This is a genomic window from Orlajensenia flava (genome assembly GCF_004801905.1).
Lineage (GTDB): Bacteria > Actinomycetota > Actinomycetes > Actinomycetales > Microbacteriaceae > Orlajensenia > Orlajensenia flava.
This window is the reverse complement of record NZ_SSSN01000005.1, coordinates 416,861-440,872: the sequence shown is the minus strand read 5'-3', so window position 1 is coordinate 440,872 and position 24,012 is coordinate 416,861. Positions and strand designations below refer to the sequence as shown.

The 24,012-nt window shown below is 66.9% G+C and carries 19 protein-coding genes; 3 read left to right on the top strand and 16 right to left on the bottom strand.

The genetic code is table 11. From position 1 onward, the window contains the following. Positions 1–84: 84 nt before the first annotated feature. From mmsA (E6C70_RS09850) to araB, 5 genes are all read right to left on the bottom strand, one after another. The gene (gene mmsA, locus E6C70_RS09850; RefSeq protein ID WP_136424346.1) at positions 85–1,611 is read right to left on the bottom strand and encodes a multiple monosaccharide ABC transporter ATP-binding protein; all 1,527 of its coding nucleotides are present in this window, start codon (positions 1,609–1,611) and stop codon (positions 85–87) included. A gap of 100 nt (positions 1,612–1,711) precedes the next feature. After that, on the bottom strand, positions 1,712–2,836 hold the full coding sequence (chvE, locus tag E6C70_RS09845; RefSeq protein WP_136424345.1) for a multiple monosaccharide ABC transporter substrate-binding protein: 1,125 nt from the start codon (positions 2,834–2,836) through the stop codon (positions 1,712–1,714). Positions 2,837–2,946: 110 nt separating this feature from the next. Further along, complete coding sequence (gene araA / locus E6C70_RS09840; RefSeq protein ID WP_136424344.1) at positions 2,947–4,455, bottom strand: L-arabinose isomerase; 1,509 nt, start codon at positions 4,453–4,455, stop codon at positions 2,947–2,949. Further along, positions 4,455–5,264: an L-ribulose-5-phosphate 4-epimerase gene (locus E6C70_RS09835; RefSeq protein ID WP_136424343.1), complete on the bottom strand. Its 810-nt coding sequence runs from the start codon at positions 5,262–5,264 to the stop codon at positions 4,455–4,457. The genes araA and E6C70_RS09835 overlap by 1 nt, the downstream gene beginning before the upstream one ends. Next, the gene (araB, locus tag E6C70_RS09830; protein ID WP_136424342.1) at positions 5,261–7,006 is read right to left on the bottom strand and encodes a ribulokinase; all 1,746 of its coding nucleotides are present in this window, start codon (positions 7,004–7,006) and stop codon (positions 5,261–5,263) included. The genes E6C70_RS09835 and araB overlap by 4 nt, the downstream gene beginning before the upstream one ends. Positions 7,007–7,303: 297 nt before the next feature. Here araB and E6C70_RS09825 point away from each other — a divergent pair, with 297 nt between their 5' ends. Further along, on the top strand, positions 7,304–7,678 hold the full coding sequence (locus E6C70_RS09825) for a VOC family protein (protein ID WP_136424341.1): 375 nt from the start codon (positions 7,304–7,306) through the stop codon (positions 7,676–7,678). Between the two features lie 105 nt (positions 7,679–7,783). On the opposite strand, the gene E6C70_RS09820 is transcribed toward E6C70_RS09825, so the two are convergent. The 4 genes from E6C70_RS09820 to E6C70_RS09805 form a co-directional block, all read right to left on the bottom strand. After that, positions 7,784–8,896, bottom strand: a complete 1,113-nt coding sequence (locus E6C70_RS09820) for a substrate-binding domain-containing protein (RefSeq protein WP_136424340.1) — start codon at positions 8,894–8,896, stop codon at positions 7,784–7,786. Positions 8,897–8,952: 56 nt separating this feature from the next. Continuing rightward, the gene (gene mmsB, locus E6C70_RS09815; RefSeq protein ID WP_136424339.1) at positions 8,953–10,317 is read right to left on the bottom strand and encodes a multiple monosaccharide ABC transporter permease; all 1,365 of its coding nucleotides are present in this window, start codon (positions 10,315–10,317) and stop codon (positions 8,953–8,955) included. Then, positions 10,317–11,840 carry a multiple monosaccharide ABC transporter ATP-binding protein gene (gene mmsA / locus E6C70_RS09810; protein ID WP_328590833.1) on the bottom strand — a complete coding sequence of 508 codons (1,524 nt, stop codon included), beginning with the start codon at positions 11,838–11,840 and terminating at the stop codon, positions 10,317–10,319. The genes mmsB and mmsA (E6C70_RS09810) overlap by 1 nt, the downstream gene beginning before the upstream one ends. A 268-nt stretch (positions 11,841–12,108) precedes the next feature. Continuing rightward, on the bottom strand, positions 12,109–13,143 hold the full coding sequence (locus tag E6C70_RS09805; protein WP_136424337.1) for a LacI family DNA-binding transcriptional regulator: 1,035 nt from the start codon (positions 13,141–13,143) through the stop codon (positions 12,109–12,111). 197 nt (positions 13,144–13,340) lie between these two features. Between E6C70_RS09805 and E6C70_RS09800 the strand changes: the two genes are divergently transcribed. After that, positions 13,341–13,706, top strand: coding sequence for a hypothetical protein (locus E6C70_RS09800; protein WP_136424336.1), 366 nt, complete (start codon positions 13,341–13,343; stop codon positions 13,704–13,706). 139 nt (positions 13,707–13,845) lie between these two features. Here the strand turns inward: E6C70_RS09800 and E6C70_RS09795 are convergent, their stop codons facing one another. The 6 genes from E6C70_RS09795 to E6C70_RS09770 all read right to left on the bottom strand — a co-directional run bounded on the left by E6C70_RS09795 (position 13,846) and on the right by E6C70_RS09770 (position 22,288). Next, a complete protein-coding gene (locus E6C70_RS09795; RefSeq protein WP_136424335.1) occupies positions 13,846–17,199 on the bottom strand; it encodes a discoidin domain-containing protein in 3,354 nt (1,117 codons plus the stop codon). Positions 17,200–17,467: 268 nt separating this feature from the next. Next, a complete protein-coding gene (locus E6C70_RS09790) occupies positions 17,468–18,838 on the bottom strand; it encodes an MFS transporter (protein ID WP_235833375.1) in 1,371 nt (456 codons plus the stop codon). 26 nt (positions 18,839–18,864) lie between these two features. Continuing rightward, positions 18,865–19,698 carry an aldo/keto reductase gene (locus E6C70_RS09785; protein ID WP_136424334.1) on the bottom strand — a complete coding sequence of 278 codons (834 nt, stop codon included), beginning with the start codon at positions 19,696–19,698 and terminating at the stop codon, positions 18,865–18,867. A gap of 50 nt (positions 19,699–19,748) precedes the next feature. Further along, the gene (locus E6C70_RS09780; RefSeq protein WP_235833374.1) at positions 19,749–20,423 is read right to left on the bottom strand and encodes a cyclase family protein; all 675 of its coding nucleotides are present in this window, start codon (positions 20,421–20,423) and stop codon (positions 19,749–19,751) included. Then, the gene (locus E6C70_RS09775; RefSeq protein ID WP_136424333.1) at positions 20,420–21,736 is read right to left on the bottom strand and encodes an APC family permease; all 1,317 of its coding nucleotides are present in this window, start codon (positions 21,734–21,736) and stop codon (positions 20,420–20,422) included. The genes E6C70_RS09780 and E6C70_RS09775 overlap by 4 nt, the downstream gene beginning before the upstream one ends. A gap of 165 nt (positions 21,737–21,901) precedes the next feature. Then, the gene (locus tag E6C70_RS09770) at positions 21,902–22,288 is read right to left on the bottom strand and encodes a nuclear transport factor 2 family protein (RefSeq protein WP_136424332.1); all 387 of its coding nucleotides are present in this window, start codon (positions 22,286–22,288) and stop codon (positions 21,902–21,904) included. 88 nt (positions 22,289–22,376) lie between these two features. On the opposite strand from E6C70_RS09770, the gene E6C70_RS09765 reads away from it, so the two are divergent. Continuing rightward, on the top strand, positions 22,377–22,787 hold the full coding sequence (locus tag E6C70_RS09765) for a nitroreductase family deazaflavin-dependent oxidoreductase (RefSeq protein WP_136424331.1): 411 nt from the start codon (positions 22,377–22,379) through the stop codon (positions 22,785–22,787). 59 nt (positions 22,788–22,846) lie between these two features. Here E6C70_RS09765 and E6C70_RS09760 read toward each other — a convergent pair whose 3' ends face one another. Continuing rightward, on the bottom strand, positions 22,847–24,004 hold the full coding sequence (locus E6C70_RS09760; RefSeq protein ID WP_136424330.1) for a cystathionine gamma-synthase: 1,158 nt from the start codon (positions 24,002–24,004) through the stop codon (positions 22,847–22,849). Positions 24,005–24,012: the final 8 nt, after the last annotated feature.

The window sequence follows — 24,012 nt, the reverse complement described above, 5'->3', positions numbered from 1 at the left end:
CGCCGACGGCCTGAGTCTCCGTCGGTGCCGGGGTGATGGGGTCTGACACGATGTCTCCTTCGAAAGCCTCTGCGAGCGACGCCGCTAGCGGGGCTTCTCCATGGTCATGAGCTTGAGTACGGATTCCGGTGTCGCCTCGTCGATGGGGAGTTCACCGGTGATGCGACCCTCGGAGAGGGCGTAGATGCGGTCGCAGATGCCGAGCAGCTCCGGCAGCTCGGACGAGATGACGATGACACCCTTCCCCGCTGCGGCGAGCCGGTTGATGATCGTGTAGATCTCGTACTTCGCGCCGACGTCGATGCCTCGGGTGGGCTCATCGAGGATGAGCACGTCGGGGTCGGAGTAGATCCACTTCGAGAGCACGACCTTCTGCTGGTTGCCGCCCGAGAGCTTGCCGGTCTTCACGAGCACGTTGGGAGCCTTGATGTTCATCGACTTCCGGTACTCGTTGGCGACTTTGTACTCCTCGTTGTCGTGCACGAGTCCGAACTTCTCGAGCTTCTTCAGCGACGCCATCGAGATGTTGCGCTTGATGTCCTCGATGAGGTTGAGCCCGTAGGTCTTGCGATCCTCGGTCGCGTAGGCCACGCCATTGTCGATGGCCTCGGAGACGGAGCGCATCCGGATCTCCTTGCCGCGCTTGAAGACACGGCCTGAGATGCGCGAGCCGTACGACTGGCCGAACAGGCTCATCGCGAACTCGGTGCGGCCGGCGCCCATGAGCCCGGCGATGCCGACGATCTCGCCCGCGTTCACCGTGATGTTGACGTTGTCGACCATCACGCGGGTCGGGTCCTGGGGGTGGTGGGCCGTCCAGTCCTCGACGCGGAGCAGCTCCTCGCCGATGTCGGGCGTGTGCTCGGGGTAGCGGTGCTCGAGGTCGCGGCCGACCATGTCCTTGATGATGCGGTCTTCGGTGACATCCGCCTTGGCGATGGTCTCGATGGTCTTGCCGTCGCGAATGACCGTGACGGAGTCGGCGACCTTCTTGATCTCGTTGAGCTTGTGGCTGATGATGATCGACGTGATGCCCTGCTCCTTGAGGTGCAGGATGAGGTCCAGCAGGTGGTCGGAGTCCTCGTCGTTCAACGCGGCGGTCGGCTCGTCGAGGATGAGCAGCTTGACCTGCTTGGACAGCGCCTTGGCGATCTCGACGAGCTGCTGCTTGCCGACGCCGATGTTCATGATCTTGGTGGTGGGGTTGTCGCTGAGACCGACCCGGGCGAGCAGCTTGGCCGCCTCGTGGTTGGTCTTGTTCCAGTCGATGAGGCCGCGGGCCTTGACCTCGTTGTTGAGGAAGATGTTCTCCGCGATCGAGAGGTAGGGGCTGAGGGCCAGCTCCTGGTGGATGATCACGATGCCCTTGGCCTCGCTGTCGGTGATGCTGGAGAACTGCACCACCTCGTCCTCGAAGACGATGTCGCCCTCGTAGCTGCCCGAGGGATAGACCCCGCTCAGCACCTTCATGAGCGTGGACTTGCCTGCCCCGTTCTCCCCGCAGATGGCGTGCACCTCGCCGCGCGCGACCTCGAGGGTCACGTCGGAGAGCGCCTTCACGCCGGGGAATGTCTTCGTGATGCCGCGCATCTCGAGAATGTTCGTCGTCATCTCACCCTGCTTCCTTGCCGGATCGACGGATGTCACAGGCCGGGGCCCGCTCGCAGACTACTGTTCTGCGGGCCCCGGCCGGTGTCATCCCGTGCGTGTGCTAGCCGTTGATCTCGGCTTCGGTCCAGTAGCCGCTCTTCACCAGGACGTCGTTGATGTTGTCCTTGACGACGATCTGCGACTCCAGCAGGTACGAGGGCACGACCTTCTTGCCGTTGTCGTAGTCCTTGGTGTTGTTCACCTCGGGCTTGTCACCCTTGAGCAGCGCCTCGGCCATGCTGATCGCGACATCCGCGAGCTTGCGGGTGTCCTTGAAGATGGTCGCGTACTGCTCGCCGTTGTTGATGGCCTTGACCGAGTCGAGCTCGGCGTCCTGGCCGGAGATGACCGGCCATCCCTCACCCGTCGAGTAGCCGGCATCCGTCAGCGCGGAGATGATTCCACGCGACAGGCCGTCGTAGGGCGAGAGCACCGCGTTGACCTTCGAGCCGTCGGAGTAGCTCTTGGTGAGGATGTCCTCCATGCGGCTCTGCGCCACCTCGCCGTCCCAGCGCAGCGTCGCCGCCTGCTGGAAGTCGGTCTGGCCGCTCTTCACGACGAGCGTCTTGTCGTCGATGTAGGGCTTCAGGGTGTCCTGAGCGCCGTTCCAGAAGAACGTGGCGTTGTTGTCATCGGGCGAACCGGCGAACATCTCGATGTTGAACGGACCCTTGGGCGCGTCGCTCTTCTTCTTGCCGTCGAGGTCGACGAGTCCCAGTCCGTTGAGCACCGAGTTGGCCTGCTGCACGCCGACCTTGTAGTTGTCGAACGACGCGTAGTAGTCCACGTTCTTGCTGTCGCGGATGAGGCGGTCGTAGGCGATGACGGGGATGTCGGCGTCCTTGGCATCCTGCAGCACCTGGGTGAGCGTGGTGCCGTCGATCGAGGCGATGATGAGCGCCTCGGCGCCCTTGGTGATCATGTTCTCGAGCTGCGAGACCTGCGTGGGGATGTCGTCCTCCGCGTACTGCAGGTCGACCTTGTAGCCGGCCTTCTCGAGGCCCGCCTTGACGGAGTTGCCGTCGTTGATCCAACGCTCCGAGCTCTTCGTCGGCATGGCGACGCCGATGAGGCCGCCCTTTCCACCATCGGTGGAACCGCCGCCGGCTCCTGCGCCGGAACAGGCCGACAAGGCGACCATCGCGCCGAGCGCGACCGTCGCGATGAGGATCTTCTTGATCTTCACTGTGTTTCCCTTTCGTGGTCTGGACTTCGTTGTCATTCCTGGTGACGAGCCGACGGCGTCCATGAACGTCGGCCCGGTGCCGTCCGAGGGAACGGACGGTACGTGGGGGGCTACAGGCCGGCCGCCAATCGGTAGTAGGCCTGGTTCCAGCGCACCTCTCGCGCGAAGTCGCGCTGGGTGGTGGTCTCATCGATCACGAGAAGCTCGGTGCGAGCGATCTCGGCGAAGTCTCTGAACACGTCGACGCCGACAGCGGTCGACATGACGGTGTGGTGCGCGGCGCCGGCGGTGAGCCAGCAGGCGGCGCTCGTGGCGAAGTCGGGCTCGGGCTTCCAGACGGCACGACCGACGGGGAGGTTCGGAAGGTCGGGCGCCTCGACGTTCTCGACGACGTTCGCGACGAGGCGGAAGCGGTCGCGCATATCGCTCATCGCCACGACGACGGCGGGGCCCGGGTCGGCCGTGAAGACGAGGCGCACCGGGTCGTCCTTGCCGCCGATGCCGAGCGGATGGATCTCCAACGTGGGCTTCGCAGTGGTCAGGGACGGGCTGACCTCGAGCATGTGCGCGCCCAGGATCTTCTCATCACCGGGCACGAGGTCGTAGGTGTAGTCCTCCATGAGGCTCGCCCCGCCGGGAAGGCCGGCGCCCATGACGTTGGCGACGCGCACGAGGATGGCCGTCTTCCAGTCGCCCTCGGCGCCGAAACCGTAGCCGTCGGCCATCAGCCGCTGCACCGCGAGGCCGGGCAGCTGCGTGAGCGCCCCGAGGTCTTCGAAACTCGTCGTGAATGCGCCGAAGTCGCCCTGCTCGAGGAAAGCGCGCAGGCCCAGCTCGATCGCGGCGCCGTCGCGAAGGCTCTGGTGACGCTCTCCTCCGTTCTGCAGCTCGGGCACGACGTCGTAGGACTCCTCGTACTCGGCCACGAGCGTGTCGATGTCCGCCTCGGAGACGAGCGCGACGGCATCCGCGAGCTCGTTCACGCCCCACGTGTTGACCTGCACGCCGAAGCGCAGCTCGGCCTCGGTCTTGTCGCCTTCGGTCACGGCGACGTAGCGCATGTTGTCGCCGAAGCGGGCGAGCTTGAGGGTGCGAGCTGCAGCCCATCCGGCAGCTGCCCGCTGCCAGGTCTCCACCTGCTGCTGCACCGCCGGGTTCGACACGTGCCCGACGACGGTCTTACGGGCGACGCCGAGGCGGGTCTGGATGTAACCGAACTCCCGGTCGCCGTGGGCGGCCTGGTTGAGGTTCATGAAGTCGAAGTCGATCTCGCCCCACGGCAGCTCGACGTTGGCCTGCGTGTGCAGGTGCAACAGCGGCTTCGTCAGCGCGTCGAGGCCGGCGATCCACATCTTGGCGGGACTGAAGGTGTGCATCCACGCGATGACACCGATGACGTTGTCGGACGCGTTGACCTCGAGGGCGAGGCGGCGGATGGCATCCGAATCGGTCAGCACCGGCTTCCACACGACGGTGACGGGAACGGATGCCCCGAGCTCGTCGGCGATGGCGCGCGACTGGTCGGCGACCTGGCGCAGCGTCTCCTCGCCGTAGAGGCCCTGGCTGCCGGTGAGGAACCAGACCTCGTACTGGTCGAGAGTCGTCGAGAGTGCGGGCATTACGCGGTGGCTCCTTGCTGGGCGGGCTGCGATGGGGTCTGGTGCGTGGGCTGCTCAGCGGCGTCCTGAGCCGCAGTGGGCTGCTGACTCGACGTGGGCTGGGCGGGCGCCGCCCCGGCGGACTGGCCGTAGACGTTCTGGTACCGGGCGAACAGGGCGTCGATCGCCTCCTGCGGCATCGGCACGAGGTCGCCGCCCACACGTGCGATGTCGACGGTGCGGGCGACATCCTCGAGCATGACGGCGGCCTTGACCGCATCGCGAGCGTCGCGCCCGATGGTGAAAGGGCCGTGGTTCGCCATCAGCACCGCGCGACTGCGGTGGCCGGTGAGCGTCTCGACGATGCCGCGGCCGATGGAGTCGTCGCCGATGATGGCGAAGGGGCCGACCGGGATGGGCCCGCCGAACTCATCCGCCATCGCCGTGATGACGCAGGGGATCTCCTCGCCCCGTGCCGCCCAGGCCGTCGCGTAGGTCGAGTGCGTGTGCACGACACCCCCGACCTCGGGCATGTTGCGGTAGACGAACGCGTGGGCGGCCGTGTCGCTCGACGGAGAGCGGTGGCTGCCGGGCGTGCCTTCCACGACCGTGCCGTCGAGGGTGCAGAGGATCATGCTCGTGGCGTCGAGCTCGTCGTACAGCACACCGCTCGGCTTGATGACGAACAGGTCGGATCCCGGCACGCGGCCGCTGATGTTCCCGCCCGTCCACACGACGAGGCCGTAGCGCACCAGCTCGGCGTGCAGCTCGGCGACCTCAGAGCGCACGCGATCGATGGCGATGTCGAGTTCGGGGGTCAGCTCGCTCATGCGCTCACCGCCTCGAGCGCGTCGTGCTCTGTGTCGGATGCGGCATCCGTCGCCTCGCCGAGGGCCTCGCGCTTGAGGGCGCGCAGCCGGCGCATGACGTCGTTGCCGCCGCGGCCGAAGTGGTCGTGCAGCAGCACGTACTCGGCGTACAGGCGGTCGTAGGCGGCGGCATCCGTCTCGTTCGGGGTGTAGACGGAACGGTCTAACTTGCCCATCGCGGTGGCGGCCGCGTGGATGTCGGGGTAGGCGCCCGCTGCGACGGCGGCGTGGATGGCAGACCCCAGTGCCGGGCCCTGCTCGCTCGCAATAGTCGAGATGGGCAGGCGCAGCACGTCGGAGTAGGTCTGCATGAGGTGCGCGTTCTTGAGCAGGCCGCCGGCGACGATGAACTCGGTGACGGGCACGCCCGCCGCCGCGAAGGTCTCGACGATCACGCGGGTGCCGAACGCCGTCGACTCGAGCAGCGCGCGGTAGACCTCCTCCGGCCGCGTGGTGAGCGTGGTTCCGAGCACGACGCCCGAGAGTTCGTGGTCGACGAGGACGGAGCGGTTGCCGGAGTGCCAGTCGAGGGCGACGAGCCCGTGCGCGCCGACGGGCTGCTGATAGGCGAGGTCGGTCAGGTACTGGTGAACGGATGCGCCTGCCTCCCGCGCGGCATCCGTCACCGAGGCGGGAACCTGGTTCGCGACGTACCAGGCGAAGATGTCGCCGACGCCCGACTGGCCCGCCTCGTAGCCGAACAGCCCCGAGACGATGCCGCCGTCGACGACGCCGCACATGCCCGGAACCTCGGCGAGGTGATCGTGGTTCATGACGTGGCAGGTGCTGGTGCCCATGATGGCGACCATCTGGCCGGGTTCGACCGCCTGCGACGCCGGGGCGGTGACGTGCGCGTCGACGTTGCCGACCGCGACGGCGATGCCGACCGGTAGACCCGTCCACGTGGCCGCCTCAGGGGTGAGGGTGCCGGCCGCGTCACCCAGCTCGCCGATCTCGGCCGCGAGCTTGGTGTCGGCGAAGGCCGCGAAGTCGGGATTCAGACCGGCCAGGAACTCGCCGCTCGGGTAGGCGCCGTCCTGGCGGATGCCCTTGTAGCCGGCGGTGCAGGCGTTGCGCACGTAGCGTCCGGCGAGCTGCCAGACGATCCAGTCGGCCGCCTCGACCCAGTGATCCATGCGCTGGTAGAGCTCGGCGTCCTCCTCGAGCAGCTGCAGCCCCTTGGCGAACTCCCACTCGCTCGAGATGAGGCCGCCGTAGCGGGTGATCCACGACTCCCGCCGCTCGTGCGCGAGCTCGTTGATGCGGTCGGCGTGCGGCTGCGCGCTGTGGTGCTTCCAGAGCTTGACGTAGGCGTGCGGGCTGTCGGCGTACTCGGGGAGTTCGTTGAGGGGGGTGCCATCCGCGAGGGTGGGAACCATCGTGCAGGCGGTGAAGTCGGTGGCGATGCCGATGACGTCGGCCGGGTCGATGCCCGCCTGGGCGAGCGCCTCCGGTACGGCGTTCTTGAGCACGTCGACGTAGTCCTGGGGCACCTGCAGAGCCCAATCGGGCGCGAGGCGGATGGGGTGGCCGGCATCCGCTGCGGGTCCCGCGGTCAGGGTGGTGTCCATGACGGCGTGCGGGTACTCGAAGACGCCGGCGCCGAGCTCTGCCCCGTCCGAGACGCGCACGACGACCGCTCGACCCGACAGTGTGCCGTAGTCGACACCGATCGTGTACGTCTCGCGGGGCGCGCTGCTCACCTGGTGAACTCCTTTGTCTGCCGGTGTCGCGCTGCTGGTGTTAGCGCTAACGGTACGCGTTGATGTTAGCGCTAACGATCCCGGATTGCGCAAGCCGTTGCCGAACCGTTATGCACGGCGGCTCGCCCATCTGCGGCTTCCCTCCACCTCGCCGCCAGGCGAAGCGCTCGCCGCCCGTGTTAGAACCTGGGCAGCGAGCCCGAGGGTGGGCTGCGAGCCACGGCGGATGTCGGTGGTCGGGCGTAGCGTGACGGTGTTGAGGCGGCGACTCATCCGCCCGGATCGAGGAGGATACGCATGGACTGGAAGATCGAACTCATCTTCATACCGGTCACCGACGTGGACCGAGCGAAGGCGTTCTACGTCGACCAGGTCGGCTTCCACGCCGACTTCGACCAGGTGCCTTTCGACGGGCTACGGTTCGTGCAGCTCACGCCTCCCGGTTCGGCGTGCTCCATCGCGTTCGGCACCAACCTCGGCATCACCATGAAGCCGGGCGAGCAGAGCGGCATCCAGGTGGTCATTCCGGATGCCGACGAGGCCTACCGCCATCTCGTCGACAACGGCGTGGACGCCACCCCGGTCGATGAGCAGTCCTGGGGACGATTCGTCACCTTCGCCGACCCCGACGGCAATCGCTGGACCTTGCAGGAGCTTCCGAAGCGCGACTGAGTTCGGGCCGAACGGGCCGGATCCCATTCACGGTCGACCGTTCGGGTTAACGAGGTCGACCCCCGCTCCCGAGAGAGCGAGGGTCGACCGGGTTGATGCGACGGCTCAGGAAGCAGCCTTCACGATCGCGAGGAGGTTCGGGTTGTTCTTGTACGCCTCCGCTGCGTTCTCTTTGGTCACGATGACCGGAGCAAGCAGGTAAGCGGGAACGACCTTGACACCGTTGTCGTACTGCTTGGTGTCGTTGACGTCGACCTTCTCGCCCTTCTGGAGCTGGCCGATCATCTTGATCGTCTGAGCAACCAGGAGGGTGGTGTCCTTGTTGATGGTGGAGTACTGCTGGCCAGCCATGATCGACTTGACCGACTCGACCTCGGAGTCCTGACCGGTGACGGTGATCTTCGAGATGTCCTTACCGGCCTGCGTGATCGAGGTGATGATCGCACGGGCGAGCGTGTCGTTCGGCGACAGGACGCCGTCGAGGGTCGCGCTGGTGTAGTTACCCGTGAGCAGCGTGTCCATGCGGCTCTGAGCGTTCTCGGCCTCCCAGCCCTGGGTCGCCGTCTGGGCAACCGCGGTCTGGCCCGAAAGCACCTTCAGGGTGCCGTCGTCGATCTTCGGCTTGAGCACGTCCATCGCACCGTTGAAGAACACGGCGGCGTTGGCGTCGTCGGGCGAGCCCGAGAACAGCTCGATGTTCCACGGAGCGTCGTGGCCCGAGCGCTTCTTGAGTCCGTCGAGCAGAGCCTGGCCCTGCAGCTGGCCGACCTTGAAGTTGTCGAACGCGACGTAGTAGTCGACGTTCTTCGTGTTCTCGATCAGACGGTCGTAGGCGATGACCTTGACGCCGGCGTCGGCGGCCTGCTGGAGCTGGGTGCCCAGCTGCTTGCCGTCCTTCGCGCCGATGACGATGACCTTGGCACCGTTGGTGACCATCGAGGAGATCTGGTTCTGCTGCTCGGCGACCGTGTTGCTGGCCGGGGCGTATTGCACGTCGCCCTTGAAGCCGGCCTTCTTGAGACCGTCGGTGAACAGGCCACCGGCGAGAACCCAGTTCTCCGAGGTCTTGTCCGGAAGGGCGATGCCGATGGTCGAGTCAGCCGCGAAGCCTGCGGCGGAGGTCGATCCTCCGCTGCCGCCGCGGTCTGACGAGCAACCCGCGAGGGCGAGCGCAGCCGCAGCCGCGACCGCGACTGAGACCAAAGCGATCTTCTTCATTGATTTCACTTTCTGTTGTGGTGGGGGTGGTGCAGGGATGAAACGAGAGGGAAAAGTCAGTTGCGGGTGAGGTCAGCGGGCTGCGACGTCGCGTTGTCGGTGTCGGGAACGACGGTCGGAGCCTCCTGCGCCTGGGCCGATTCGAACCGGCCCTTGCGCTTGCCGCCCCAGAGGCCGATGATCGACGGCCGACCCTGCGACTTGCTCCAGACATCGACGCCGACAGCGATCAGCAGCACGAGGCCCTTGATGATCTGGACGATGTCGGCGCTGGCGCCCATGAGCTGCAGGCCGTTGTTCAGGAAGGCCATGACGAGACCACCGACGATGGAGCCGATGACCGTTCCGATGCCACCGGAGACAGCCGCTCCACCGATGAACACGGCGGCGATCGCGTCGAGCTCCCAGCCGTTGCCGTCCTGAGGGCCGGACGCCGTGGCGCGGGCCACGTAGATCATGCCTGCGACGGCGGCCAGGATCGACATGTTCATCATCACGAAGAAGTCGACACGGCGGTCCTTGACGCCCGAGAGCGTCGCGGCGAGTCGGTTGCCGCCGACGGCGTAGATGTGGCGGCCGCCGATGGTGTTGCGCGTGATGAAGGAGTACAGGATGACGAGGATGACGAGGATGATGCCCGAGATCGGGAAGCTCGTGCCGGCGCGACCGTTGGCGAACAGCCAGGCTGCCGTGAGGATCACGATGGCGAGGAACGCGGCCTTGACGACGCTGGTCCACAGCGGCGCCATCTCCGAGCCCATCTTCTTCTGGACGCGACGGGCGTTCCACTCGTGGTAGACGATCCAGCCCGCCCCCAGGATGCCGAGGATCATCGTGCCGGCGCTGAATGGGAACGGTCCGAAGTCGGGGATGTAACCGGCACCGATGAAGGTGAAGCCCTCGGGGACCGGCACGGAGGTCGACTGCCCGATGAACTGGTTGCCACCTCGGAAGATGAGCATGCCCGCCAACGTCACGATGAACGCCGGTACACCTATATAGGCGACCCAGAAGCCCTGCCACGCTCCGATCAGGGCACCGACGACGAGGCCGAGCACGATCGCGAGCGGCCAAGGGAGGTTCCAGTCGGCCATCGACTTCGCCACCACGATGCCGGTGAACGCGGCGACCGAGCCGACCGACAGGTCGATGTGGCCGGCGATGATGACCATCACCATGCCGATCGCGAGGATCAGGATGTAGGAGTACTGGTTGATGACGTTGATGAGGTTGTTGGGGTCGAGCGTCAGGCCTCGCCCCGTCTTCAGGAACGTGAGCAACTGGAACAGCAGGATGATGACCACCAGGCTGCCCAGGATGCCGAACTGACGGAGGTTGGCTCCGCCGAACAGCTTGCGACGACTGCCGTCCTTCTCAGGAGCGCTGGTCGTCGAGCTGGTCGAACTCGTGTTGGTGCTCATCAGTTCTGAACTCTCTTCCTCGCGGAGGTCATGCTTCTCATCAGTGTCTCGGGGTTGGCATCCGTGACCGGCAGGTCATCCGTTATCTGGCCCTCGAAGACCGTGTAGATGCGGTCGGCGATGCCGAGGAGTTCGGGCAGCTCGCTCGAGATGAGGATGACGCCCTTGCCCTGGGCGGCGAGCGCCTGGATGATGGTGTAGATCTCGTACTTCGCGCCGACGTCGATGCCTCGGGTCGGCTCGTCGAGGATGAGCAGGTCGGGGTCGGTGAACATCCACTTCGCCAGGACGACCTTCTGCTGGTTGCCGCCGGAGAGCTTGCCGACACCCATGTCTACCGAGGGCGCCTTGATGCGCAGCGACTTGCGGTACTCCTCGGCGACCGCGAACTCCTTGCGGTCGTCGACGACGAGGCCGCGGGAGATCTTCTTGAGCTTCGCCGAGACGATCGACGCCTTGATGTCATCGAGCAGGTTGAGTCCAAGCACCTTGCGGTCCTCGCTCACGTAGGCGAGGCCAGCGTCGATGGCGTCGGAGACGTCGCGCAGCTCGATCTCCTCGCCATCCTTGACGATCGTGCCCGAGAGGTAGTTGCCGTACGAGCGGCCGAACAGGCTCATGGCGAGCTCGGTGCGGCCGGCGCCCATGAGGCCGGCGATGCCGACGATCTCGCCGCGACGCACATAGAGGTTCGACCCCTTGGCCACCAGTCGCTCCGGCACCTGAGGGTGCTGGACGGTCCAGTCCTTGACCTCGAAGAAGACGTCGCCGATCTTGGGCGTGCGGTCGGGGAAGCGGCTCTCGAGGCTGCGGCCGACCATGCCGCGGATGATGCGGTCCTCGTTGATCTCACCGCGCGAGATGTCGAGGGTCTCGACCGTTTTGCCGTCGCGGATGATCGTGATCGCATCGGCGACCTGCTCGATCTCGTTGAGCTTGTGGCTGATCATGATGGACGCGATGCCCTTGCCCTTGAGGCCCCGAATGAGGTCGAGCAGGTGCTGAGAGTCGTTCTCGTTGAGTGCCGCGGTCGGCTCGTCGAGGATGAGGAGCTTGACGTCCTTGTTGAGCGCCTTGGCGATCTCGACCAGCTGCTGCTTGCCGACGCCGATGTTCTTGATGAGCTCGTCGGGGTCGGTGGTGAGCCCGACGCGGGCGAGCAGCTCAGATGCGCGGAACTTAGCGTGCACCCAGTCGATGCGACCGAAGCGCCCGGTCATCTCGTTGCCGAGGAAGATGTTCTCGGTGATCGAGAGCTCGGGGATAAGCGCGAGTTCTTGGTGGATGATGGCGATCCCGGCGGCCTCGCTCGCACGAATGTCGCGGAACTGCACCGGCTCGCCGCGGAAGATGATCTGGCCGTCGTAGGTGCCATAGGGGTACACGCCGGAGAGGACCTTCATGAGCGTGGACTTGCCCGCTCCGTTCTCGCCGCAGATGGCGTGGACCTCGGCGGTGTTGACCGTGAGAGAGACATCCGACAGCGCCTTGACGCCGGGGAACTCCTTGGTGATCGACCTCATCTCGAGAATCGGATGCTGCCCAGACGGCATCGCTATCTTCCTTCCGAACCGTGGCTGATCGTGGATTCCGGCGCACCCTCATCGGTGCCCGTCACAGCGGAGCGCAGACGAGCAGCAGTGCTGCTCCGAATCTGCGACAGGTCGCTCACGGTCTGACTCCGATGTCAAGGATGGGTCGGATTGCGGATGTGACGTTCGTGTGACCGTTCACATCGGGTCTAATCGTGGCTCTCGGTGATGTCGATGTCAAGTTGACTCGCGTCACGCTTCAGTAACGGCCGACGACGGCGTGCGCGGGCCCGCTGGACGCCCGGGTGACGAGGCTCGGGACGATCTCCTCGTCGCCGTCGACGGGCGTTCCGCGCACCTCACCCAGGAGCAGTGCGACGGCGCGACGGCCGACCTCGCCGAACTCCTGGTGCACGGTGGTCAGCGGCGGCCAGACATGCTGCGCGAGCGGGATGTCGTCGAAGCCGACGACGCTGATCTCTCCGGGAACGTCGACTCCTGCATCGCGGAAGGCGTGCATCAGCCCGACAGCCATGAGGTCGTTGCCGGCGAACACGGCGGTGAAGTCCCGGTAGCGCAGCAACTCCTTGCCGGCGAAGTAACCGAAGTCCGCACTCCAATCCCCCAGGATCGGCGGGTGCGTGCGCAAGTCGGCGTCGATCACCGCGTCGAGGAAGCCGCGCATCCGCGCTTCGGCCTCGATCCAGTCCTGGGGACCGGCGACATGCACGATCTCCTCGTGGCCGAGGTCGATGAGGTGCTGCGTAGCTGCTCGCGCCCCGGCGATCTGGTCGATCGCGAGTGCACGATGGTCGCCGTGGCCGGTGGACTGCAGGCTCACATAGGGCACGTCGATCGCCATGCCGGCCAGCACGTCGAACACCCGCACCTGCGGCGCCATCACGATGAGGCCCTCGATGTCCTGAAGCAGCAGATGCTTGAGCGCCTCGATGATCGCACCGGGAGAGGATGAGGCGAGGTTGGCGGTGTTGACGTAATAGCCCTGATCGCGTGCCGCGTCCTCGATGGCCGCGATGCTTGAGGATGGGCCGTACTCTCCATGCGTGGCCGAGAGCACGCCGATCGTTCGCGATCGACTCGTGACCAGTGCTCGCGCTGCACGATTGGGGCGATACTTGAGCGCCTCCATCGCCTCGCGCACACGCTGGCGAGTCTCATCGCGGATGCTCTCGTGCCCGTTGAGCACGCGCGACACGGTCTGGTGCGAGACACCGGCGAGGCGTGCGACGTCCCGAATGCTGGGCGCACGACCCTTCTGCGGCTCTGGCGACATTGGCTGACCGATCGATGTTCACGTTCACATGGACAAACTCGGTTCAATTATGCACACGTCGCGTCGAGTCGAAAATCACGATGTGACTGTCACATGCCGTTGCGATCGATGCGGGCAGCGTACGGCGGAGCCGCCCGCAGAGCGCCAGCGTCATATTCCGCCAACGACATGCAACCTCGAACAGATAGCGTTGGACTGTGGACTCCGAGGATGAGGCCGAGTGGAATGACGGCGACGAATGGCAGCTTGGTCGGACGCGCAGCGTCTGGAAAGTTGTGTGCGTGCTTTTCGCGGCGGAGATCGTGTTCATCCTGGTGGCCTCGCCGCTGTTCGCCGGAGAGCTCGCTCACGGAGAACCCATCAAGCACTATTCGAGCCTCTTCTTCGGGCTCGCCGCTCTCTGCGGAATCGCAACGTTCGGGCTGACCGCCGTGGCGCTGGGTTTGGCGGACCGGCGGCGCTTTCCGCGACGACGACTCTTCATCCTGGGTGGAGTCGCGGCGGGCTCCGCACTCGCGATGCCGCTAACCCTTCAGCTCGTGGAGGCCGCCGCCAGCCGGTGAGTGCCAGCAGAGAGATGCAGGATCTGGTCGCCGATAGACGCATATAGCGGTCATCGGCGCTGTGGTCCTGCGTTCCACGGTCCCTGACACGACGACGGCCGCCGGGATCGCTCCCGACGGCCGCCGATGGTGATGAGTGCTACTGCGGGAGGTTGAGCGTGAACGTCGACGTGGTGTTCTTGACGTTCTGCGCGTTGCCCGAGAAGACCAGGCTTCCCGTGAAGGTGGCCGATCCGACCGCCGGACCCTGACCGGGCTCGGGCAGCTCGTTCACCCAGATGCCGAATCCCGACTTCGCGTCGAAGGCGTCGCCGCTCTTCTTGGCGCCCGTGATGCTGACGTTCTGGAACGTCGTGTTCTGGAACGGATTCTGCGGCTGGCTGCCGGAGTAGTTCGTCTGGAACATGATGCCCGAGTAAGTCGGATCGATGATGTCGAGGTTCTTCACCGAGATGGCGGTGAAGGTCTTCGACGCGGAGAACATCCATACCGCCGGGAACGTCTGGGAGCCCCAGAAGTGACCGCCGCCCCTGACGACGGTGATCCCGTCGAAGGTGGTGGTCTTCGGTCCAAAGCCCTCCATCGGGATGCCGAAGTCGAGCGACGAGATCGTCACCCCGGAGTAGACCAGCGTGTCGGCGATGTAGATGTTGCGGAAGGTGTTGTCCTGTCCGCCGTACACCGCGAGCCCGGCCGCGCGCCACGTGAGCAGCGAGGTCAGGTTCTCGAACACGTTGCCCTGCTGGCCGGTTCCCCCGCCATCCGTCGCCGCGAACAGCGCGAACGAGTCGTCACCGGTCGAGCGCGCCGAATTGTTGACGACGTGGTTGCCGGAGGATCCGTTCGTCATGTTGATTCCGTCGGCGAAGGTGTCGCGGATGCGCGAGTTCTGCACCGTGGAATTGTCCATGTTCGACGCCCAGAACAAGCAGATCATGTGCTCGGCCCAGATGTTGTCTACCGTCATGTTCGACACGTTGGTGAAGTCGAACACCTTGCCCGGCCCGTCGATGCGCGACGTGTAGTTGCCGAAGTAGCTGAACCCGCTGAAGGTCGAACCGCTCGACGAACTCTGCCCGTTGAAGCCGATGTCTGTGTTGGTCGCTCCACCGGGTGCGGTGAACTTCGTGAACCACGGCCCCGCGCCGATGATGTTCATCGCACGCCCGTACACCTGGAACTTGTAGTCGTTGGTGTAGGTGCCGGCCGGCAGGTAGACGCCGAGCTTGCTCGGGTCGGCGATGACGGCGTTGATGGCGTTCTGCACCGCCTGCTGGTTGAAGCCGGCTGGCACGATGTAGCGGGACGGATCGGGGTTGGCGATGGGCGTGGCCACCTCCAGGTCGACGAAGTCGATGGAGTAGTACGCGGCGGTGTTGCCCGAGTCCTTCTGCAGCTTGATCGTCGATCCGGCGGGAATCGTCGACGTGAGCAGGAAGCTCGCCTCGTCGTAGATGTGCCGCGGCGAGCCCTGACCCGGGTCGTTGCCGGGGTTGGTCTCGTTGCCGTAGAGCCACGCGTACGCACTCGTCAGCGACAGGTTCTGCTTGAAGACGCCGTCGACGTAGAGGGCGAGAGTGTTGGTCTGCCCGCCCCCGCCTGCGGCATCCGGCATCGCGAACCTCGTCACCAGCGTGTTGGTCGCCACCGGAGTGGTGAACTGCACGTACTCCCCGGTGTTGTCGAGCACGACGGCCTTACGACCGGATGCCTCACCCGCGAGATCGCCGATGGTGCGGTTGGGGCCGACAACGCTTGCGCCGCCACCTGTCGTGCCCGTCTCGGCCTCGATCGAGGTGTACGGCATGTTCGCCCCGCGACCGACGAACAGCGAGGCCGTCGTCGAGTTGTTGGACTGCTTGGCCGCCACCTCGGCGGAGTCGGCCGCAACGGATGCCGTGACGGTGTATCCGCCGTTGGCCGCCGTCCACGAGCCGACGTTCACCGCGGAGCTGCTCGCTCCCGCCGCGATCACGCCGCTCACCGAACCGGTGAGCGTCTTGACCGGCGCACCGGTTCCGTCCTTGACGGTCACCGTGATCGCGTGCGCCGAGGCGCTCGACGGCAGGGTGCCCTGGTTCTTGACGACCACCGAGAACGCGGTCGCCTGACCGGCCTGCGGGGCGCTGGGGTTCCAGGTGACCGTTGTGACGAGGTCGGCCGACGGAACGGCCGAGACCACGAGGTTGGACGAGGAGGTGAAGGTGTTGTTCGTCTCGTCCAGCTCCGTGATCGAGCCAGCAGGGTCGACCTTGGCAATGATCGCGTACGAGCCCTGCGCCTGAGCGGGGGCCGAGACGTGGACCGTGGTGCTGGCACCGACCGCGAGAGCACCGACGGATGCCGTGCCCACCGCGTTTCCACCGAGGCTCGCCTGCACCGATGTGGCCGGAGAAGCCGCCGTTCCGACGTTCTTCACCGCGACGGCCAGGTCGATCGCTTGGGACTCGTTGGGAGCGCTCGGGCTCGCCGTGACGCCCGTGACGGTGAGGTCGGGCGTTGCGGCAGGGGTGCCCCACACCTCGAATTCGGCTGCCTGCGCACCGGGCGCCTGCGTGTTCGAGGTGACGACCAGCCGCACGTCCTGCGCGCTGCCGGAGACCGGGATGTTGACCGTGTTGCCGGTCGCCGGGTCGAAGGTGTAGTTCGCCGCTGCGACCAGCGTGGTGAATCCGCTGGCACCGGATGCCCGGCCCTGCACCGCGACGTTCTCGGTACGGGCGCCCCAGGCTGCGGACGGATTCAGCTTCACGACCACGCCGCTGAGAGAAGCCGACGTTGCCAGCGACACCGTCAGGTTCGCCGGATACGCACCTCCGCCGCTCTCCCAGTACGTGCCGGTGTCACCGTCGTTGGCGTTGGCCGCTGCGTAGGTGAACACCGTCGAGGATGCGGTGATGGGGCGACCCTGCGAGAGCTTGGTGCCTCCGGGCGGGTTGGGATTGCCGGGGTTGCCCGGGTCTCCGGGGTTCGACCCGCCGCCGGGCGTGCCGAACACCTGGAGCTCGGAGAGCTGACCGGCCGGCCATCCGGAGTTCGCCGTGAAGGTGAGGCGCACGTACCGCGCCGTGGTGTCGGGAACGTCGACATTGAGGGTGTTCGCGCCGCCGGGGAAGGCGTACGACGTCGCCGCCTTGATCGTCGAGAACGACGATCCGTCGCTGCTCGTCGACACGGCGATCGTCTCGTTGCGGGCTCCCCATCCGTTCGGAATCTCGAGGACCAGGCGCTCGACGGATGCCGAGGAGCCGAGATCGACCTGCGCCCACTGCGGGAAGGCGTTGTTGGCGCTCTCCCAATAGGTGGCCTGGTTGCCGTCGAACAGGTTGGACGCCGGGTAGACGTCGTTGTGAGAGCTCTCGGAGGCGCTCTTGCCCTGGGAGAGGTTGGAGTCGGCGAACGCAGCAGTAACCGGGAGCAGTGCCCCGATGATGCCGAGAGTCGCCACCGACGTGAGCACGGCGAGGGATCGCCGCCTACGTGATGTTGGCATGGTTCGTCCTTCCCCGTCGTCGTCGACGGGATCGAGGGCACGATCGCGGCCAGACGTCCCCCGACGCCACAGCGGCCCAGCTTCTTGAGTGAATACTGCGATTTATTGCGACTAGCCACTTGCCTTTTGCAGCAAGCGGTCCGATGCTAGCTGTACCCCGCACGGGGGTACAAGAGTTTTCCTCGGATTGATCGCGGTGATTTCCGGGCGCGGCCGACATCCGCCGCCCGGCGTCCGGCGTGCCTCGATGTGGCGACGCCTCGCCAGCTCAAGCGGTTCGTACCGGTCGGCCGACGCGTCCGGCGACGGCGACCGCTGCCACCCCGAACAGTGTCGGCACGATGAATGCTCCGGCGAATCCGTTGCCCACCGCGCCGAGGCCGCCCGCCGCGGCGGACGAGATCGCCGTGAGGGCGAGGGCCACGGCCGCGCCCAAGGCATCCGCCACCGAGAGTGCCGAGGTGTTGGCGCCCTGCTCCGCCACCGGGGAGTACTCGAGGGTGAGGACGGACAGCCGGGGGTAGCCGAACCCCATTCCGGTCGCCGCGACGACCCAGCCGACGAAGAGGATCGGCCACGGTGCAGCCGTGATGACGGCGACCAGCACCACGGCGATGCCCGAGGTGAGCGCCGCGCTGCCCCACCCGATGATCGCTACGCTCGACATTCCGACCCGACCCTGCAGGTAGGAGCCGCTCGCCCACGCGACTCCCGACACGGTCAGCGCGAGGCCGGCCAGGGCGACGGAGAAGCCGTGCCGATCGACGAGGAGGTAGGGGATGTAGGTCTCGGCGCCGAAGAAGGCTGCGGCGAACAGCCCGCGCTCCAGGATGACCGTCGGCAGCCCGCGTGCCGCCCTGATCGTCCCCGGCGGCACGAGCATGCGGAACGCGGCCAACGCCACCACGACGGATGCGACTGCCCCGACCACGCGCCACGGATCCGCGAGGCCGGCCGAGAGGGTGAGACCGAGAACAGCTGCCGCGGCGACGAGCGAGACGACCAGACGCAGTGGATGCCATGGCGTAGACGTACCGGTCTCACCGGTGTCCCGACCGCGGAGGGCGGCCAGGATCGCCCAGAGGGCGCCGGCGACGAACACGATGACGCCGAGGAACACCCACCGCCAGCCGACGGACTGCGCTACGGCTCCCGCGATGAATGGTCCGACGAGGGACGGAACCACCCAGCACGCGGCGAACACGGCGAAGATGCGCGGACGGAGCTCCGGCGGGTAGAGCCGCGCGACCAGCACGTAGATGGGGATGGTGACGGCGCCACTGCCGAGTCCCTGCACGAGGCGCCCCACGATGAAGACGGGCATGTTCGATGACGCCCCCGCTATGGCCAAGCCGGCCGCGAGTGAGACGGCGGCGGCGATGAGGGGAGCACGCGGACCGCGACGATCGGTCCAGTCGCCCGCGATGACCATCCCCACGACCTGTGCGGCCAGAGGCGCCGCGAACGCGAGCGCGTAGGCGTCCTTGCCGTGGAGGTCCACGACGATCAAGGGCATCGCCGTCGTGATGGCGAGCGCCTCGAACGCACCGAGCACGATGAGCGCGCACATGCCCAGGGTCACCCACAGGTGGGGCGGCCTCAGCAGCCCGGGTCGGATGTCCGCCGTCGATGCGCTCACCCGATCGAGCCTAGGACGCTCGGAGCCTAGAACTCCTCGTTCGTCTCGGGGTCGCCGCCCCAGAGACGGCCGCGCTCGAGATCGGAGAGGACGTCGAGCTCGTCATCCGTCATCGTGAATCCGAAGATGTCGAGATTCTCGCGCTGCCGCTCGGCATCCGCGGACTTCGGGATGGGGATGCTGCCGAGCTGGGTGTGCCAGCGCAGCACGAGCTGAACGGGAGTCACCCCGTACGCGCCCGCCAGGTCGACGATGACCGGCTCGCTGAGTAGCTCGCTGCTCTTGCCGAGCGGACTCCAGCTCTCGGTGCGGATGCCGCTGGAAGCGTGGAACTCGCGGAGTTGCGTCTGCGGGAAGTACGGGTGCAGCTCGACCTGGTTGACGGAGGGGAGCACGCCGGTCTCGTCGTCGAGGCGCCGAAGGTGCTCGATGGTGAAGTTGCTGACGCCGATCGACCGGACGAGTCCCTGCTCGCGCAGGTCGATCATCGCCCTCCACGTGTCGACGTACTTGTCCACACGGGGCAGCGGCCAATGGATGAGGTAGAGGTTCACCACATCGACGCCGAGGTTCTGGCGGGACTCCGCGAAACTGGCCATGGTCTCGTCGTAGCCGTGGTGCCGGCCGGGGATCTTGGTGGTGACCAGCAGCTCGCCGCGATCGACCTCGGCCCGGCGCATCCCCTCCCCCACCTCGCGCTCGTTCTCGTAGTTGAGCGCGGTGTCGAGAAGGCGGTACCCCGACGCGATGGCCGCCTCGACCGAGGCGATGCCCGCGTCGCCGCGCAATCCGTAGGTTCCGAGGCCGATGGCCGGGAGGTTCTCGCCGTCATTGAGGGTGTAGGTGGGGATGTCGGTCATGCCCTCCATCCTGACGCGGCGAGCGATGCAGCGGCACCCCCTTGACCCGTCTAGGAGATGACAGCGAAGGCGCGCACGGGGAAGGTTCCGAAGTCCTCCACCTTGGGCGGTACGGCGGTGAAGCGCGCACCGGTGACCGGGAGGGCGTCAAGGCCGGTGAGGTGTTCGACCACGTGGATGCCGGCTGCGAGCAGCAGCGAGTGCGCCGGCCGGCGACCGCCGCTCTCGACGTCGTCGATGTTGAGCGAATCGATGCCCACCAGCGCGACACCCGCCTCGGCGAGACGCTGCGCTCCCTCCTCGGTGAGATAGGGAGCGCCGTGTGCGTAGTCCTCCGAACCGAAATGCCTGCTCCAGCCGGTGTGCAGGAGTGCGGCCGCGTCGGCAAGGTCGAGGCCGTCGAACACGGATGCCGGGATGCCGCGCCCGGCCGCCTCGTCGAGGTGGAAGACGTGCGCCGGCAGGTCGACGAGCGTGTCGAGCGAGAGGCTCGCGAGGTCGCCGCCGCCGTCGTAGCGGTGAAAGGGGCTGTCGAGATAGGTACCGGTGTTTCCGATCATCGTGATGATGTCCATGGCGAACTCCGTGCCCGACGCATAGACCGCCCGCGAGGCTTCTCGGGTGAGGTGCGGCGTGATCGTGGGGGCCGGAAGGCCGGGGTAGGTGACGAGCCCGGCGCGGATGGTGTGGCTGAGGTCGACGATGCGGCGGACGGGAGTGCTCACGGGGTGGGCGCCTTTCGGAGTCGCTTGACGAGGGTGACGACGAGTGCTGCCAGCGCGAGGCCGGCCGGAATGACGAGATGCCAGCCCGCGAGGACGAGCAGGCCCACCGTGAGAACGCTCGACACCACCGCCATCCACCAGCCCGGGCTGAAGGTGCGGAGGATGCGCACGGCCGCGAACATGCCGAAGGCGTAGATGGCCGCCATGCACGACGTGTGCACGAGGATGAACGCCTCGAGGTCGAAGCGGGCCGCCACCATCAGCGCGTAGTACACGGCGAAGAGCGCTGCGGTGAGGGCGAGGCTGCGGCGGGCGATCGCGCCATCATCGACGCCGCGTGCGAACCAGTGCGGCAGGTCGCCGTCGCGCCCGAGGGATGCGCCGAGCTTCGCGAATGCGCCGAGGTAGGCGTTCACCACGCCGAGCACGACGATGGCCGCGATGACCGCGATGATGATGCGTCCGTACACCGGCGCGGTTCCGGCGACGAGGTCGAGCAGGGGGACGGCGCTCGAGGAGGCGCGGTCGCCGAGCACCGCGACCGTCACGAGCTGGAGGGCCAGGTAGGCGGCACCGACGACCACCACGGCGATGGCCGTGGCGAGCGGAATGACGCGACGCGGGTTGCGGAACTCCCCCGCGATGTGGGTTCCGACCTCCCAGCCCGCGAACGCCCAGAGGAACAGGCTGATGGCCGTACCGACCCCCGCCCACCCGTGAGGGAGGAAGGGCTGGAAGTTGGACGACTGCGCCTGGGGCACGCTCAAGGCGACCACGATGACGACGACCACCAGCAGCAGCCCGGTCAGGACGAGCTGGGCGGCACCCGAGATGCGCACTCCGAACATGTTGGTGATGAAGGGAGGGATGAGGATGGCCAGCCCCACCCACGCCACGGCGGCGTGGTCGACACCGAGCACCGCCACGACGTACTCCGCGCCGAGAACCCCGACGACGGGGGCGCCGACGCAGACGCCGAAGTAAAACCAGTACCCCGTCATGCGGGCGGCGGTGCCCCCGAGGGCCTTACGGACGTAGCTGGCGACACCGCCGGGGTCGGGGTAACGGGACGCCAGCGCCGCGAACGTGCCCGCAAGCGGGATCGACAGCAGGAAGACGGCGACCACGGCGATGATCGAGGCCGGTCCGGCCACGGAGGCGGCGAGTCCGGGAAGCACGAGGATGCCCGTGCCCAGCACGGCGGCGATATAGAGCGCCGTGCCGCGCGCCAGCCCCAACGATCCCGACCGAAGCGGCGCGGGCGGCGCCGCGGGCGTCGATTCCGCCGACGCGGGCAGGCCGACCGCTGGCATCGACGTCGGTGTCGATGGAGGCGTCGAGGCCGATGTCGATGAAGGCGTCGGGGCCGAGGCGGACGTGCGGGCGGGGTTGGTCACTCGTCCACTATGGCCGAGGCGATCGCCGCCGCCGACTGGCAGGAACGACATTGTTCATCGCTTTCCTGCCATCGCTGGGCGCTACTGATCCTCGCCCGGCTCCGGCGTCGCATCCGCACCCTCCGGCACCTCGACCCACCACTCGGTGAACCGGCTGGCGCGACCGTCGGGTTCGAGGTCGATCACCCACAGGTTGTGGAAGCTGCTGCGCTCGTGATAGCCCGTGTAGCCCTGGATGACGGCACGCGCGGGCGTCGAGGCGATGGTCTCCCACCGGAAGGTGTAGTCGCCCGGCTCATCGCGCGCCTCCTCCCACCACTCCGCGATCGCATCCGCCCCGCGCTTGGGCCGGCGCCCCGGCAACGTGTAGTACTCGGCGTCTTCGGTGAACAGGGCACGGATGTCGGCGGGATCGTTGGAATCCCATGCGCGCAGGTAGCGCTCCATCCAGTCGTTGATGTCGCTCATGTCTCCAGTTGTACAGCCACCCGCCCACACGGGACAACGCGCACGCCACCCCCTGTCGCACGCGGCGTGCCCGGGCCACGATGGAGCCATGGACATGGCAGAGATCAACCAGCGGGTCATCGAGCAGTACCGCGCGGGCGGAGAGGTCACCGGCATGCACCGCGACCGACTCGTCCTGCTGACGACGACCGGGCGGGTCACGGGGGAACCGCGCACCACACCCGTCTTCTTCCTCCCCGACGAGGAGAGCGGCGGCATCCTGGTGGTGGCGTCGGCGAACGCCGCGCCCGACGACCCCGACTGGTACCTGAACATCGAAGCCGAGCCGCATGTTCGTGTCGAGGCGCCGGAGGAGACCTACGAGGCGACCGCCGAGATCATCGATGGGGAGGAACACGACCAGGTGTGGTCATCCGTGGTCGACCGCGCAGGATTCTTCGCCGAACACCAGGCCAAGATCGAGCGCGAGATCCCCGTCGTCAGGCTCGTCCGCGCCTGATCGGCCGCCGCGCCGTCAGAGTTGCGCCGCCGCCGGGTCGACCGCAGCGGCCCGCATGGTCAGGCGCGAGCCAGCGCCCGATCGACGTCGTCGATGAGGTCCGCGACGTCCTCGATACCCACCGAGAGACGCACGATGCTCTCCGACACCTCGAGCTCGGTGCCGCGCACGGAGGCGTGCGTCATCTCCGACGGGTAGTTGACGAGCGATTCCACTCCGCCGAGCGACTCCGCGAGCGAGAACACCTCGAGCGACTCGGCGAACCGTCGCGCTGCCGCTCCCCCGCCCGAGAGCGAGAGCGAGATCATTCCGCCGAAGCCTCCGACCATCTGGCGCGCAGCGAGCTCGTGGCCCGGGTGATCCGGCAGGCCGGGGTAGAGCACGGTGTCGAGTGCGGCGTGGCCGACGAGGTGCTCGGCGATCGCGAGGGCATTCTGCGAATGACGCTCCATCCGCACGGCCAACGTCTTGATGCCTCGCGTGGTGAGGAAGGCGTCCATCGGCGCCGAGACGGGACCGGCGGCGAACTGGATGAACTTGGCCTTCTCGTGCAGCTCGTCGTCGTTGATGACGAGCGCGCCGCCGATGACGTCGGAATGACCCCCGATGTACTTGGTGGTCGAGTGGACCACGACATCCGCCCCGAGGCTCAGCGGCTGCTGCAGAGCCGGGGAGGCGAAGGTGTTGTCGACCACGACGATGAGGCGCGCATCGTGGCCGATCTCCGCGAGCGCGGTGATGTCGCTCACGGTCATGAGGGGGTTGGACGGCGTCTCGATCCATAGGATGCGGGTGGCCTCGGCCTTCACCGCGTCCCGCACCGCCGCGAGGTCCGTAGTGTCGACGGGGGTGTTGCGGATGCCCCACGCTCCATGGATGCGGTTGATCAGCCGGTAGGTGCCCCCGTAGACGTCGTTGCCCATGACGACGTGATCGCCCGGTTTCAGAACCGCCCGCAGGAGCGAGTCCTCGGCAGCGAGTCCGGACGAGAACGAGAGCCCGTGGGCTCCTCCCTCGAGGGCGGCGAGCTGGGTCTCGAGCGCCGTGCGAGTCGGGTTGCCGGCGCGCGCGTACTCGTAGCCGCCGCGCAGGCCTCCGATGCCGTCCTGTACGAAGGTGGACGACTGGTAGATGGGCGGGATGACCGCGCCAGTGGTCGGGTCGAAGCTCTGCCCGGCGTGGATGGCGCGGGTGGCGAAACGGTCGGAGGTGGTCATGACGTCGA

Excerpts from the sequence above, each read along its gene's own strand:
- mmsA (WP_136424346.1), bottom strand. The coding sequence starts at position 1,611 with ATGACGACGAACATTCTCGAGATGCGCGGCATCACGAAGACATTCCCC.
- E6C70_RS09825 (WP_136424341.1), top strand. The coding sequence starts at position 7,304 with ATGGACTGGAAGATCGAACTCATCTTCATACCGGTCACCGACGTGGAC.
- mmsB (WP_136424339.1), bottom strand. The coding sequence starts at position 10,317 with ATGAGCACCAACACGAGTTCGACCAGCTCGACGACCAGCGCTCCTGAG.
- E6C70_RS09770 (WP_136424332.1), bottom strand. The coding sequence starts at position 22,288 with ATGAGCGACATCAACGACTGGATGGAGCGCTACCTGCGCGCATGGGAT.
- araA (WP_136424344.1), bottom strand. The coding sequence starts at position 4,455 with ATGCCCGCACTCTCGACGACTCTCGACCAGTACGAGGTCTGGTTCCTC.
- E6C70_RS09765 (WP_136424331.1), top strand. The coding sequence starts at position 22,377 with ATGGACATGGCAGAGATCAACCAGCGGGTCATCGAGCAGTACCGCGCG.
- E6C70_RS09820 (WP_136424340.1), bottom strand. The coding sequence starts at position 8,896 with ATGAAGAAGATCGCTTTGGTCTCAGTCGCGGTCGCGGCTGCGGCTGCG.
- E6C70_RS09775 (WP_136424333.1), bottom strand. The coding sequence starts at position 21,736 with ATGCCAGCGGTCGGCCTGCCCGCGTCGGCGGAATCGACGCCCGCGGCG.
- E6C70_RS09805 (WP_136424337.1), bottom strand. The coding sequence starts at position 13,143 with ATGTCGCCAGAGCCGCAGAAGGGTCGTGCGCCCAGCATTCGGGACGTC.
- mmsA (WP_328590833.1), bottom strand. The coding sequence starts at position 11,840 with ATGAGGTCGATCACCAAGGAGTTCCCCGGCGTCAAGGCGCTGTCGGAT.
- E6C70_RS09760 (WP_136424330.1), bottom strand. The coding sequence starts at position 24,004 with ATGACCACCTCCGACCGTTTCGCCACCCGCGCCATCCACGCCGGGCAG.
- E6C70_RS09835 (WP_136424343.1), bottom strand. The coding sequence starts at position 5,264 with ATGAGCGAGCTGACCCCCGAACTCGACATCGCCATCGATCGCGTGCGC.
- E6C70_RS09785 (WP_136424334.1), bottom strand. The coding sequence starts at position 19,698 with ATGACCGACATCCCCACCTACACCCTCAATGACGGCGAGAACCTCCCG.
- E6C70_RS09795 (WP_136424335.1), bottom strand. The coding sequence starts at position 17,199 with ATGCCAACATCACGTAGGCGGCGATCCCTCGCCGTGCTCACGTCGGTG.